Annotated in this window: 14 protein-coding genes and 1 tRNA gene; 8 read left to right on the forward strand and 7 right to left on the reverse strand. The window is 63.1% G+C overall.

All coding sequences use genetic code 11. The features are described 5' to 3' along the window. Window positions 1-33 precede the first annotated feature (33 nt). Window positions 34-109 (reverse strand) — tRNA-Trp (locus KCG44_RS02640). A gap of 126 nt (window positions 110-235) precedes the next feature. Here KCG44_RS02640 and KCG44_RS02645 point away from each other — a divergent pair. Next, a complete protein-coding gene (locus KCG44_RS02645) occupies window positions 236-832 on the forward strand; it encodes a DUF6151 family protein (protein WP_255536267.1) in 597 nt (198 codons plus the stop codon). Window positions 833-889: 57 nt separating this feature from the next. On the opposite strand, the gene KCG44_RS02650 is transcribed toward KCG44_RS02645, so the two are convergent. Further along, window positions 890-1,369, reverse strand: coding sequence for an Hsp20 family protein (locus KCG44_RS02650; protein WP_218444038.1), 480 nt, complete (start codon window positions 1,367-1,369; stop codon window positions 890-892). A gap of 162 nt (window positions 1,370-1,531) precedes the next feature. Here KCG44_RS02650 and KCG44_RS02655 point away from each other — a divergent pair, with 162 nt between their 5' ends. From KCG44_RS02655 to fghA, 6 genes are all read left to right on the forward strand, one after another. After that, complete coding sequence (locus KCG44_RS02655; protein ID WP_255536268.1) at window positions 1,532-2,041, forward strand: DUF1465 family protein; 510 nt, start codon at window positions 1,532-1,534, stop codon at window positions 2,039-2,041. Window positions 2,042-2,110: 69 nt separating this feature from the next. Further along, on the forward strand, window positions 2,111-3,217 hold the full coding sequence (locus tag KCG44_RS02660; protein ID WP_218444039.1) for an S-(hydroxymethyl)glutathione dehydrogenase/class III alcohol dehydrogenase: 1,107 nt from the start codon (window positions 2,111-2,113) through the stop codon (window positions 3,215-3,217). A 136-nt stretch (window positions 3,218-3,353) separates the two neighbouring features. Further along, complete coding sequence (locus KCG44_RS02665) at window positions 3,354-3,719, forward strand: VOC family protein (RefSeq protein ID WP_218444040.1); 366 nt, start codon at window positions 3,354-3,356, stop codon at window positions 3,717-3,719. A 43-nt stretch (window positions 3,720-3,762) separates the two neighbouring features. Further along, entirely contained in the window at window positions 3,763-4,155 is a 393-nt protein-coding gene (locus KCG44_RS02670; RefSeq protein WP_218444041.1) for a VOC family protein, read from the forward strand. Between the two features lie 12 nt (window positions 4,156-4,167). Next, window positions 4,168-5,031, forward strand: coding sequence for a formyltetrahydrofolate deformylase (purU, locus tag KCG44_RS02675; protein ID WP_218444043.1), 864 nt, complete (start codon window positions 4,168-4,170; stop codon window positions 5,029-5,031). Window positions 5,032-5,158: 127 nt separating this feature from the next. Then, window positions 5,159-5,992 carry an S-formylglutathione hydrolase gene (gene fghA / locus KCG44_RS02680; RefSeq protein ID WP_218444044.1) on the forward strand — a complete coding sequence of 278 codons (834 nt, stop codon included), beginning with the start codon at window positions 5,159-5,161 and terminating at the stop codon, window positions 5,990-5,992. A 75-nt stretch (window positions 5,993-6,067) separates the two neighbouring features. Here the strand turns inward: fghA and KCG44_RS02685 are convergent, their stop codons facing one another. Genes KCG44_RS02685 through KCG44_RS02695 form a run of 3 tightly spaced genes read right to left on the reverse strand, consistent with a single transcriptional unit; the run spans window position 6,068 to window position 8,687 of the window. Beyond that, window positions 6,068-7,021: an MBL fold metallo-hydrolase gene (locus KCG44_RS02685; RefSeq protein WP_218444045.1), complete on the reverse strand. Its 954-nt coding sequence runs from the start codon at window positions 7,019-7,021 to the stop codon at window positions 6,068-6,070. Further along, complete coding sequence (locus KCG44_RS02690; protein ID WP_218444047.1) at window positions 7,018-7,572, reverse strand: GDYXXLXY domain-containing protein; 555 nt, start codon at window positions 7,570-7,572, stop codon at window positions 7,018-7,020. The genes KCG44_RS02685 and KCG44_RS02690 overlap by 4 nt, the downstream gene beginning before the upstream one ends. Beyond that, window positions 7,569-8,687 (reverse strand): DUF2157 domain-containing protein, encoded by a 1,119-nt coding sequence (locus KCG44_RS02695; protein ID WP_218444048.1) that lies wholly within the window; start codon window positions 8,685-8,687, stop codon window positions 7,569-7,571. Before KCG44_RS02695 ends, KCG44_RS02690 begins: the two co-directional genes overlap by 4 nt. A gap of 128 nt (window positions 8,688-8,815) precedes the next feature. On the opposite strand from KCG44_RS02695, the gene KCG44_RS02700 reads away from it, so the two are divergent. After that, complete coding sequence (locus KCG44_RS02700; RefSeq protein ID WP_218444049.1) at window positions 8,816-10,120, forward strand: UDP-glucose dehydrogenase family protein; 1,305 nt, start codon at window positions 8,816-8,818, stop codon at window positions 10,118-10,120. A 97-nt stretch (window positions 10,121-10,217) separates the two neighbouring features. Here the strand turns inward: KCG44_RS02700 and KCG44_RS02705 are convergent, their stop codons facing one another. Together KCG44_RS02705 and pabB are read right to left on the reverse strand one after the other, a co-directional pair. After that, the gene (locus tag KCG44_RS02705; protein ID WP_218444050.1) at window positions 10,218-11,420 is read right to left on the reverse strand and encodes a pyridoxal phosphate-dependent aminotransferase; all 1,203 of its coding nucleotides are present in this window, start codon (window positions 11,418-11,420) and stop codon (window positions 10,218-10,220) included. A 78-nt stretch (window positions 11,421-11,498) separates the two neighbouring features. Next, window positions 11,499-13,271 carry an aminodeoxychorismate synthase component I gene (gene pabB, locus KCG44_RS02710; RefSeq protein WP_369411914.1) on the reverse strand — a complete coding sequence of 591 codons (1,773 nt, stop codon included), beginning with the start codon at window positions 13,269-13,271 and terminating at the stop codon, window positions 11,499-11,501. Between the last annotated feature and the right edge of the window lie 26 nt (window positions 13,272-13,297).

A 13,297-nucleotide genomic window follows, 5' to 3' on the forward strand; every position in this document is an offset into this window, starting at 1 on the left:
ATAATGTCCCGGCCTCTATTCTGCCAGTGGGGCTGGCAGGGGCGGAGGGACTCGAACCCACGGCCCTCGGTTTTGGAGACCGATGCTCTACCAACTGAGCTACACCCCTAGAAACCGGGAGAGCGGCGTATAGGGCGAGATAAAGGGAGTCGCAAGGGTTGCCATATCGTGGTCGTCGCATGAATTTCACCGAACGATGAAGCGGAGGTGCCGGGCAGTGACATCGAATTCCAACATGGCCACGACCGACCTCAACCTGTCCTGCCTGTGCGGAAACGTGACCGGGACTTTAAGGGATGCCGGTTCGGCGACGGGTGACCATGTGATCTGCCACTGCTCCGATTGCCGCCGGTTCGCGCATCTCCTCGATCAGGACGCCCGCATTCTCGACTCAAATGGCGGCACCGCGCTTTTTCAGACCCGCTGCGCCCGCCTGTGGATCCGGACGGGCCGGGACGACCTCCGCTGCGTCCATCTTACCGACAAGCCCACGCTCCGCTGGTATGCGGCGTGTTGCCGAACGCCGATGTTCAACAGCTATGCGACCGGGCGCGTCCCTTATCTGACTGCTTTTGTCGCGAATCTCGACAGCGACCGCCGCGCGCAAGTCCTTGGTCCGCCCGTCAGTCTTTTGTTCGCCGAGGAGGCGACGGGCGACGTCGGCAAGGTATCGAAATTCTCCATGCCGCGCTTCATTCTCCGGTTCGTCCTGAGAATGGCAAAGGACATTATTGGCGGCGACCGGCGGCGCAGCCCGCTTTTCGAGCCGCAGTCGTTACGGCCCATATCGCCGCCCCGGCGTCTGGAAGCGTCAGATACCAAAATCCCATGAAAAAGGGGCCGGCCCGGTCCCGGACCCGCCCCCTGTTTCAGCCTGCGCTGTCAGCGCTTAGGCGGCCTTCTTGGCTTTCACGCCCTTCGCGTTTTCACCCTCGATCGCCTTTGGGCGGTTCTCGCCGCCAATATGGATCTTGCGGGGCTTTTTGTGCTCGGGGATTTCGCGCACCAGGCCGATATTAAGCAGGCCGTTCTCAAACGTGGCCTCGGTCACCTTGATCACGTCGGCCAGCTGGAACCGGCGCTCGAAGGCGCGCTTGCCGATACCGCGGTGCAGGAATTCCCGTTCGCCTTCGTCTTCGGCGGCGCGGCCTGTCACGATCAGGCTGTTTTCCTGAACGATCAGTTCCAGTTCGTCCTCGGAAAAGCCGGCGATGGCCATCTGGATGCGATATTCGTTCTCACCCAGTTTTTCGATGTTGTAGGGAGGGTAGGCACTGCCCTCGTCGCGCGTGGCGAAATCCGCCAGTCGGCCGAGATTCTCGAAACCGATCGAGCTGCGGAGAAGGGGTGTCAGGTCAAAACTACGCATGTCTATTCATCCTTTGTTCAAGCGATGTCGTTATCAGGGCTGCCATCATGGCCAGCCCCTGTCGGCGAATTTACCAGGCGGGCCCCGGAATCCCGGCCACCCATGGCGCTTTCGCCTGTGCATGTAGGTGGTTATTAACCATTACGAGTTCAAGAGGGCGGTATGGATGAAACTGAATCCGAAGCTGCAGGGGGAGGCATGTCCGGCGATATGGACGATGACGACACGCAGCTGACCGACAAGCTGATCGCGGGCCTCTACACCGAAGCGATGGTGTTGGCCGATGAGGCGCGTGCCTATTTCGATCAGGAGGGCAAGTTGGACCGCGAGGCCCTCGGCCCCATCGACCGCGTGCAGTTCTCCTGCGAATCCCTGCGCGTGACCACCCGCCTGATGCACACCGTGTCCTGGCTATTGAACCGCAAGGCGGTTGCCGCCGGCGAACTCACCAAAGAGCAGGCCTCGACCGACGAACGCCGCCTTGGCACCGTCGGCGAAACTGTCGCGGAACCCGAAGCGCTCGCCGTCCTTCCTGCCCGCGCCCGCGAAATCATCTATGCCAGCATCGACCTTTACGAACGCGTCAAGCGCATGGACGAACATCTTGTCGTCGAGCAGGTACCGTTAAGCCCGGCGCGCCAATTGCTCGGAAAACTGCAAAAGTCGTTTTAGCAATCACTAGCGACGTTCTTAAATTACTGGCAAAGAATCCCGCAATTGCCAATGCGGGGATCCGAATTCATGAAAACACGTGCCGCCGTCGCCTTCGAGGCCAAAGCTCCCCTGGAGATCGTCGAACTCGATCTTGAGGGGCCGCAGGAGGGCGAGGTGCTGATCGAGCTGAAGGCGACCGGCATCTGTCATACCGACGCCTACACGCTGGACGGGCTGGATTCCGAAGGGCTGTTTCCGGTCGTTCTGGGCCATGAGGGCGCGGGCATTGTGCGCGAGGTCGGCGCGGGCGTCACCTCCCTTGCGCCCGACGACCATGTCATTCCGCTCTACATGCCCGAATGCGGAACGTGCAAGGAATGCACCAGCGGCAAGACGAACCTGTGTTCCGCCATCCGCGCGACACAGGGCAAGGGGCTGATGCCGGGTGGCAGCAGCCGCATGTCGTACAGGGGCGAGACCATTTACCATTATATGGGCTGCTCGACCTTCTCGAACTTCATTGTCGTGCCGGAAATCGCGGCCGCGAAAATGCGCGAAGACGCGCCTTTCGACACCAGCTGCTATATCGGCTGCGGCGTCACCACGGGCGTCGGCGCGGTTGTGAACACGGCAAAGGTCGAACCCGGCGCATCGGTGGTCGTGTTCGGCCTGGGCGGCATCGGCCTGAATGTCATTCAGGGTGCGAAAATGGCGGGCGCAGGCCGCATCGTCGGCGTCGACCTCAATCCGGACCGGCAGGAGTGGGGCCGCAGGTTCGGCATGACCGACTTCGTCAACCCAAAGGACGTCGGCGACGTTACGCAGCACCTCGTCGACATGCTCGACGGCGGCGCGGACTACAGTTTTGAATGTATCGGCAATGTCGACGTCATGCGGCAGGCGCTGGAATGCTGCCACCGCGGCTGGGGCACCAGCGTCATCATCGGCGTCGCCCCCGCGGGCGCGGAAATCTCCACGCGCCCGTTCCAGCTCGTCACCGGCCGCAACTGGCGCGGCACGGCCTTTGGCGGCGCGAAAGGCCGCACCGACGTCCCCAGGATCGTCGACTGGTACATGGACGGCAAGATCGAAATCGATCCCATGATCACCCACCGGCTGTCGCTCGAGGAGATCAACAAGGGCTTCGACATGATGCACGCGGGCGAGAGCATCCGCAGCGTGGTGATCTACTGAGGGTGGCAAGGGGCTTTGCCGGTTGTCGGTCGCTGACACGGTGGGCGACTTACGGATCACGTAAACCGCTAGTGGCGATCCCACATGATCCGCGCTAATGATGCCTCCGGATCAGGAAATAAGGGGCCCACAAAACATGTTCACGCACATCATGTTCGGCGCGAATGACGTCGAGAAAGCACGCGCGTTTTACGACAATGCGCTGGGCGCGCTGGGCATTCCACCGGCAGCGCCGGGCGACCGGCTGTTTTACGGCGAATTCGCCAAGGGCGGCGCCTTTGGCGTCGGCAAGCCCGCCAATGGCGACGAGGCGACGTATGCCAATGGCGGCACGGTCGGTTTCCAGGCGAAGGACAGGGCCGCCGTCGACGCGTTCCACGCGGCAGGTCTGGCCAATGGCGGTGCGGACGAGGGTGCGCCCGGCCCGCGCGCAGGCGCTTATGGCGCCTATCTGCGCGACCCCGACGGCAACAAGATCTGCGCGTTCTGCGCCGGCGAATAAGGAACGGCCCTCGTCCGGTCGATAATCTCACGGAGACAATCGCATGTTCAATCACATCATGGTCGGCACGAACGACATTGAAAAGGCAAAGGCCTTCTACGACGCGCTGCTCGGCACGCTGGGTGCGGGCGAGCCGATGAAGAACGTCACGGATTCGGGCGTCACCCGCCTGTTCTATATTCATGACGGCGGCACATTCAGTGTTTCGGAGCCTATTGATGGCCAGCCCGCAACCGTTGCGAACGGCGCCACCATCGGCTTCAAATGCGCTTCTGCGGAACAGGTGAAGGCGTTTCACGATGCGGGCGTCGCGGCGGGCGGCACTTCTGTCGAAGACCCGCCGGGCCTTCGTGAAAGCAATATGGGGCCAATGCACCTCGCTTATGTGCGCGATCCCGATGGCAACAAGATCTGCGCGATCCATCGCCCCGGCTAGGCCCATTCACCGATGGACAAGGGACCAGCGTACATCCTGCTGTTCAGTTGCAGGGACAGCACGGGCATTGTCGCCGCCGTATCGGGTGCGCTCGCGGACCATGACGGCTTCATTCTGGACAGTCAGCAATATGCCGATCTGGAAACGGGGCGTTTCTTCATGCGCGTCGAATTCCAGACAGGCGGCACGGCGTTTCCAAACCATGCGGGGCTGAAATCGCTCTTCGCACCCATTGCCGAACGGTTCGGCTGGGACTGGTCGCTGACCGACGCCCATGAGCGGCCAAAGGCAGTGGTCGCCGTGTCGAAAGGCACGCATTGCCTCAATGACCTTCTCCACCGCCAGCATTCAGGCATGCTCGGCATGGAGATCGCGGCCATCGTGTCGAACCATGACGTGTGCCGCGAGATCGCCGAATGGCACGGCCTCAGCTACCATCATTTGCCGGTCAGCAATGACAACCGACCCGCGCAGGAGGCCGCCATTCGCGCCGTCATGGACGATGTGGGCGCGCCCTATCTGGTCCTCGCGCGCTACATGCAGGTGCTTTCGAACGACATGTCGGCGCGCCTGCCGGGCCGCTGCATCAACATCCATCACAGCTTCCTGCCGGGATTCAAGGGCGCGCGGCCCTATCATCAGGCGCATGCGCGCGGTGTAAAGCTGATCGGTGCGACGGCGCATTTCGTGACCGCCGACCTCGACGAAGGCCCGATCATCGAACAGTCCGTCGAACGCGTGGATCACCGCGCCTCGCCCGAACAGCTCGCCCGGTTCGGCCGCGATATCGAGGCACAGACCCTGGCCCGTGCCGTAGACTGGATCGGCGACCGCCGCGTGCTCCTGAACGGCGCGCGGACGATTGTTTTCAGATAGGGCACGGCGATCATGTGGCGCTGTATCCGCATCGGCAGGCCCCCCATGCCGATTGCCATGCATAATCCTGAAAAATCCGGCGGAACGGCTTGTCTGAACCGCCCGCCCGTCATTAGAAACGGTCAGCATGGAAACCACATCCTCCTGGAAAGCGCATGGCGGAACGCAGGGCGTCTACCGGCACGCCTCGTCCGCGACCGGTACCGACATGCATTTTGCCGTCTATGTGCCACCGCATGACAAGGGCGCGAAGCTGCCCGTGCTCTGGTACCTGTCCGGACTGACCTGCACCCATGCGAACGTCATGGAGAAGGGCGAATATCGCGCGGCCTGCGCCAAACACGGCATTATCTTCGTCGCGCCCGATACCAGCCCACGCGGAGACGATGTCGCCGATGATGACAGCTATGATCTGGGCCAGGGGGCGGGCATGTATGTCGATGCGACCGAAACCCCATGGGCGCCGCACTACCGCATGCGAACCTATGTCGAGGATGAACTTCCCGGCCTGATCGGCGATGTCTTCCCGGCGGACATGACGCGGCAGTCCATCACAGGGCACAGTATGGGCGGCCACGGCGCGCTGACCGTGGGCCTTCGAAATCCGGAGCGCTTCCGCTCCCTCTCCGCCTTCTCCCCCATCGTGACCACGATCGGCGCGCCTTGGGGACGGAAATCGCTGACCGCCTATCTCGGCGGTGATGAGGCGGCGTGGCGGCCTTATGACGCCTGCGCGCTGATCGCGGACGGGGCGCGGCACCCGCACATCAGGATCGAGCAGGGCGGCGATGACGAATTCCTGGCGGAGCAGCTAAGGACCGGCGTGCTGCGCGATGTCTGCGCCGAGCTGGGTCAGGACATCACCATCCATCTGCGCCCCGGCTACGATCACAGCTACTATTTCATCTCATCGTTCATGGCGGATCACATCGCGTGGCATGCCGAGCGCCTCAAGGTCTGAAGGACCGGCCCGTGCCCGCCGCCGCCATATCGGCGCTCATTTGACAAAAGCCTGCCGCATCGTCCCAATGATTGTCTAATGACTGTGGGTGTCACCTCCCGCATGGCTGTGGGCCGCAGGTGCCGTCAGGCTGTCATAGACGGCCCCCACAAACGTATCGGGCTTGATAAAGCCACCCGCACGGCCCTCGGCATAAGCGGCCGCGGGCTTCGCGGCGATGACATCATCGCGCGATGTCCCGGCATCGACCATCACCTTCACGCGGTCGCGCACGTCGGCCAACATGCCCCGATAAGCGGCCAGACCGTCACGATCGGTCAGCCTGCCGTGCCCCGGAATGACGGCGGTCTCGGCATCGGACATTTTCAGACCCATATCGACGGCGTCGATCAATCCCTGAATGCTGCCGCCCGATCCACGGTCGATAAACGGGAACGTTCCTGCGGTCGCATCGAAGAACGTGTCGCCCATGTGGAGCACGTTCGCTTCCATGAATTTGACGAGCGCATCGCCGTCCGTGTGGGCGCGCTGTACATGAACGGCGCGGATGGTCTGCCCTGCGCTATGGATGGTCTGGCGGTCGCGGAAGGTGATGACCGGAAGCGCCGCCGCGGGCGAGGCCGGGGTCACCCGTTCGCCATCGGCGCCGGGGCGCGTCTGCTCGGTCGACATGCGGCGGCGGACATTGTCATGCGCCACAATAAGCGCGCCCGCTTTGCCGAAATTCTCATTGCCGCCGGAATGATCGCCGTGCCAGTGCGTGTTGACGACGAACTTCACGTCGGTCCCGGCGAGTTCCCGTACTTTCGCCATGATGCGGTCCGTCAGCGGCGCATATTGGTCATCGACAAGAAACGCCTCGCCCTTGCCATGCGCCAGCGCGATATTGCCGCCCGCGCCGTAGAGCACCTCGACACCTGGCCCGGCGGTTTCACTGGTAATGACGACACCGGCAAAGCGGTCGTCCTGCGCCTGCGCGGCCGCGAACGGAAGGCCAAGGGCGGCGGCGAAAACAAATATACGGATCATTTTTCGGTTTCCTCTCGGGGTGCGGCGATACGCGGTACCAGGCGCCGGTTCAGAACACGGCCATCAGGGGTGATTCGCACGGACATGGCGATCTGATCGTCCAGAACCGCCGTCTCCAGGGCGGCGGCATCGGCGTCGGGCACGAAAAAGCGGCCCGACAGGCTGAAACGCGGGGGCAGCCTTACGTCCCGGTCGCGGCTGACGGCAAATGGCGGCAGGGCGGTCATGTTGAGGTCGCTCGCGGCCCAGTCGATCCCGGTCTGGCAGGGCGCGGACGGCAGGTCGCGAATCTCCAGACGCGTACCGTCGGGTGCGGGGCCTGTCAGGCAAAGGCGGCACTTCCCGTCACGGCACATATCGACATTACCGGCGATCTCCTGATCGTAGCGATACAGGATATAGCGTCCGCGCAGCATGTCCCGGGGGTCGAAACCCGTGACCGGAATGACCCATTCCTCGGCAGAGGCAAGCTCCGCCTCGCGCAGGCCAATGCTCCCCGCCAGCGCCAGCAGCGGCAGGACAAGGACGGCGAACAGCAGGATGCGCGTCATGGTCCCGCCTTTCTGAACCCACTGAAAATCCGCCGCCAGCCGAGCGCGAGCGCAATCAGCAGCGCGCCTGCGAAAATCAGGCCCATGCCCGTCATTGCGAGCGATCCAAACAGTTCGAAGTAAACGATGAACAGCCGCACGGCGAGTGCGCCAATGGCCAGGCCGAACACTGTCCGCCAGCCCGCGCGCGATGCCGCCCACGCGATCCCGCCCCACATCGCCGCATAGATCAGCGCGCCGATGAACCGCGGGACAGGTCCATCGCCATGCTCGATTCCGACCGCCAGAACCAAAGCGGCAAACGGCGCGGTGACAAGGGCCAGCAGCAGGTCGCGCGGAAACAGCCTGCCGCGCCAGGCAAGCGCCAATGCAAGTGCCGCACCCGCGCCCGCGACGAGCAAGCGTACCCGCATCTCGCCCGCGTCGATTTCCGGTATCGGGTCCGCCCAGGCGACATGGGCGATGCTGACAGCGATCAGGATGGCCGACAGGCCCATCTCGGACAGGCCGGAGGAAAAGCGGCTGCGTCCTTGGCAAAGCGCCGCCAGGGCGACGAGCGCCCATGGCACCGACATGGCGAGGCCCTGGGCAAAAAGTCCTGCCCAGCTCTCTTCATTTGCGGCCCCGGCCCAGCTGGCCCCGGCCCAGATCGTCATCCCGGCCAGCGCGTACGCCGTCAGGCGCGTGCGGCCAAGCAACAGGAAGGCGGGGCCCGCGCACAACAGCCAGGTGACAAGCAGCTGCCAGATCTCGCCGGAGAGCTGATACACCTGCGCGTGAAGGGAAAGGCCCGCCAGAAAAAGCGCGCCCAGCACGAACAGCGCGCCTTCCGCGAACCAGACCGCGCCGCGATCAAGAGAACGCCAGCAGGCAAAAGCCGCGCCCGCCGTCATCGCGAAATGCACTCCCAGCTTCAGCGCGTCCGGAATGGCCTGCCAGTTTGCCGCGACCACATTCGCAATGCCCAGCGCGAGCGCCAGGCACCCAAGACCAATCACCGCCCACAGCGCCGTCGGCCGCGCGCGCTCCTCCTCGAACGCGGCAATGCGCGCGGCGGTGTCCGCGTCGATCAGACCGGCTGACTGCCAGCTTGCGATTTTATCGGCGATCGCCATGCCCCTGCCATGCCCTGTCCCTTCTTCACGCGCAAGCGAGCGCGGTTCCCGACATTGCACCGGGACCAGCGGGACGTTATCTGCGCATCCAGCTTTTCCCGCATTCCTAGACGCGACAGGACGTCCCCATGCATCTGACCATGATCGGCACCGGCTATGTCGGGCTGGTATCCGGAGCCTGCTTTTCCGAATTCGGCCATCACGTCATCTGCGTCGATAAGAATCCGAAGATCGTCGAGCGCCTGCAGAAGGGTGAAATCCCGATTTACGAACCGGGCCTGAAGAGCCTGGTTGCCCGCAATGTCGCGGCGGGCCGCCTGATCTTCACCACCGATCTTGCCGAAGGGGTCAAGGATGCGGATGCCGTCTTCATCGCTGTCGGCACGCCCAGCCGCCGCGGCGACGGTCATGCCGACCTCAGCTATGTTTACGCCGCCGCCGAAGAGGTCGCTTCGGCGTGTCCCGACATGTGCGTGATCGTGAACAAATCGACCGTACCTGTCGGCACCGGCCTGGAGGTTCAGAAGATCGCGCGGAAGGCCGCGCCTGAAAAAAGAATCAGTGTCGCGTCCAACCCGGAATTCCTGCGTGAAGGGTCCGCCATCGAGGACTTCATGCATCCCGACCGCGTTGTCTGCGGTGTCGCCGACGAGCACGCCGAGCGTGTCCTGCGGGGCATTTACCGGCCGCTTTCCTTGCGTGATGTGAAAATCCAGTTCGCCGAGCGCGAGACGGCGGAAGTCATTAAATATGCCGCCAATGCCTTTCTCGCCGTGAAGATCAGCTACATCAACGAGATGGCTGATCTTTGCGAAAAGGTCGGCGCGAATGTGCAGGACGTCGCCAAGGGCATCGGCCTCGACAATCGCATCGGACCGAAATTCCTGCATCCCGGTCCAGGTTATGGCGGGTCGTGCTTCCCCAAGGATACGCTGGCACTGCTGCGCACCTCCGAGGAGGCCGGCGCACCGCTGCGCATCGTCAAGGCCACGGTCGAGGTCAACAACACCCGCAAGAAGGCCATGGCGCAGCGTGTCGTCGATGCGCTTGGTGGCGACGCAAGGGGCAGGCGCGTCGCGGTCCTGGGCCTCGCCTTCAAACCCAATACCGATGATATGCGCGAGTCTCCGTCGCTCGACATTCTGCCTGCCCTTATTGAAGCGGGCGCGCATGTGGTGGCGCACGACCCTGCCGCCATGGAGGCCGCCGCGCCGCTTCTCCCGGATGTCGAAATGGCGGGCAGCGCCTATGACGCATTAAAGGACGCCGATGTCGCCGTCTTACTGACGGAATGGAACGAATATCGCGCGCTCGACCTGGCCCGCGCGAAAGATCTGATGGCCGCGCCCATATTCGTCGATCTGAGGAACGTCTATCCACCGCAGGACATGCGCGACGCGGGCTTTACCTACACTTCGATCGGCCGGGCGTAGACGCGCGCGATCGGCCAAGGGGCGCAAAAACCCTAGGCCCGATCATCCTGAGCGCACTTCACGCCGCCATCACGGTCCGCCCAGGACCACGCACGGCTCAATTCAGCGCGGCACATGCCTTCTGTATGCGCGTGCAGGCATCGATCAGCACGTCCTGGGATGTGGCGTATGAAATCCGAAACGCCGGACTAAGCCCGAAGGCTGCGCCGTGCACGACGGCAACGCCCTCGGATTCCAGCAGATATGTGGCAAGGTCCTCGTCGGTCTCGATCTTCTTTCCGTCCGGCGTCGTTTTGCCGATCAGTCCGCTGCATTCCGGATAGACGTAGAACGCGCCATCGGGCTTCACGCAGGTCAGGCCCTCGATCTCGTCCAGCATCGACAGTACCAGATCACGGCGTTTCCGGAATGCCTCGACGCGCTCGGGCAGGAAATCCTGCGGTCCTTCAAGTGCCGCCCGCGCCGCCTCCTGCGCGATGGCGCAGGGATTCGTCGTCGACTGCGACTGCAGCTTTCCGATCGCCTTGATCAGTGCCTTCGGCCCGCCGGCAAAGCCGATGCGCCAGCCGGTCATCGAATAGGCCTTGGAGGCACCATTCACCGTCAGAATGCGGTCCTTCAGATCGGGTGCGAGCTCCGCCAGCGTGTGAAAGACGAAGTCCTCATAGACGATATGCTCGTAAATATCGTCGGCCAGCACCATGACGTGCGGCTGGCGGCGAAGGACTTCGATCAGCCCCTCCAGCTCCGCCTTTGCATAGGCCGCACCTGTCGGGTTCGATGGCGAGTTGAAGATCAGCCATTTCGTCTTTGGCGTGATCGCCGCGTCAAGCTGCTCCGGCGTCATCTTGAACCCCGCGCTTGCCGGGCAGGGGACGATCACCGGCGCCGCGCCGCAGAAACGCACAATGTCGGGATAGCTGACCCAGTAAGGGGCGGGAATGACGACCTCGTCGCCTTCGTCGAGCGTCACCATCAGGGCATTGAAGATCGTGTGCTTGCCGCCAACGTTCACCGTGATTTCATCGCGGGCATAATCGATGCCATTGTCGCGCCTGAACTTGGCCGCCACGGCGTCCTTGAGCTCGGGCGTGCCATCGGGTGCGGTGTATTTCCATTTGCCGTCGCGAACCGCCTGTATCGCGGCTTCCTGCGCATGTTCGGGGACAGGAAAATCGGGCTCGCCCGCGGCCAGGCCGATGACGTCGCGGCCCTCCGCTTTCAGCTCGGTCGCGCGGGTATTCACGCCCACGGTTGCAGAAGGGGCGATACGGCCAATAGCCTTCGACGTCAGCGACATGATTCTGGATGCTCCTGTCTTAGCGTGCAGTGCGGGCGCTTAGGACGGGGGCGGGATGCCCGCAACACACTTTAAGCCTCATATACCCTGACGATCGGCACGATCCGGCAGATATGCACGGAGCAGACCGCGCACGGCGTTGCCAATAAAGACATCGTTCGCAAGGTCTTCGGCACGTAAATCGGCCTCGACCGCCTCGCCGCTTGCCAGCAGGGACGCGCGCAGGACACCGGGCAGCAAACCGGTTTCCGCGCGCGGCGTCAGCAGATGTCCGCCGCGCCGCACGAAAAGATTGGTGAAGCTTCCCTCGGTCAGCAGGCCGTCCGGTGTGAAGAATATGACTTCGTCCGTATGCGCGGCGCACCGGGCCGCGTCATAGAAATCGCGGTCGCTGGTCTTGTGAAACAGGCGCAGATCGTCCGGAGCGACGGGGAGCGGCGCAAGGGACATCGTCATCGTTTCCCGTGCCGGTGGCAGGGCGGCCAGGACAAAGGCATGGCTGCCATCTCGCGACAAGGTCAGCTTCACCCGGCGCGCCTCCTTCTCGCGTCCGATAAGAACCTGTAGCAGATTGCGAATCTCATGCCGGTTGCACAAAAAGCCCAGCCTGTCCGCCGACGCGCACAACCGGTTCATGTGATAGTCCAGCAGCGGCACACCCTCGACAGGGTCGAACTGCATCGTCTCGATCAGGTGAAAGGGCCGGGTTTCCATATTCAGGAATCTGGCCTTGGCCATTGTCTCTCGCCATTCCGCTGCCGGTTCCGAATCGGCGACGATACCGGCACCAATGCCCATGGCAAGGCGTCCCTGCGAAAGTTCTGCGGTACGGATCGCGACGTTGAAATGCGAATTTCCTTCCGGGGCCATCCAGCCGATACTGCCCGTATACACGCCGCGCGCGCGCCCCTCGACCTCATCAATAATCTCGGTCGCGCGGATCTTGGGCGCGCCGGTGATGCTGCCGCAGGGGAACATGGCGTCGATCACATCAATAACATCAATGCCTTGGGAAAGTTCCGCCTTCACCGTCGTCACCATCTGATGCACCGTCGGATAGGCCTCGATCGCGAACGGGTCCTCGACGCGCACCGTGCCAGGTGCCGCGATGCGCGACATGTCGTTTCTCAATAGATCAGTGATCATCAAATTTTCAGCGCGGTTCTTCGGATCGGCCGCAAGCGCCTTCGCCGCGGCCTTGTCCGCGGCATCCGACCGCCCGCGAAGGGCCGTTCCCTTCATTGGCCGCGCCGTCACTTCGCCGTCTTCCAGACGAAAAAACAGTTCTGGCGAGGCGGACAGCAGCCATTTGCCATTTCCTTCGTGGATGACCGCTCCATGTGCCATGCGCTGGGCCGCGCGCAGCCGCGCATATAGCGCCAGCGGATGCCCGGACACTTCGGCGATCACCGAGATGGTTAGGTTGGCCTGATAAATATCACCTGCGAGAATGTAGTCTAGGATCCGTCTCGTTGCGGCGGCATGCGCGGCGGAGTCGATCGGCGACCGAATCTCGCCAATCGCACACCGGCGGCCATCGATCCATGCCGCCAGATCGCCCCATGTGAGCAAATGCGCGGTTCGGTAGACACCAAAGCTGACGAGCGGCCGCCGATCCGCCCGGGCCGTCGCCATGCGCGGCTCAAACCCGCCGCCCGCCTCATAGGACAGATAGCCCGCGACGTGCAGGCCATCGGCAAGCGCTGCGCGCACCTCAGCAAGGCTCTTGCGTACGTCGCCATGTGTATGCGCCGCGATCCGGCGTATCTCCCCCTGATATACACGCATGGGCATATTCGCACGCGCATCGTCGAACAGGATGAAGGGCAAAGCGGGGTCGAACGCAAACACGCCGGTCAGTCTATCGCCTTATTCAG

It is taken from the genome of Pacificimonas pallii (assembly GCF_019204005.1).
Lineage (GTDB): Bacteria > Pseudomonadota > Alphaproteobacteria > Sphingomonadales > Sphingomonadaceae > Pacificimonas > Pacificimonas pallii.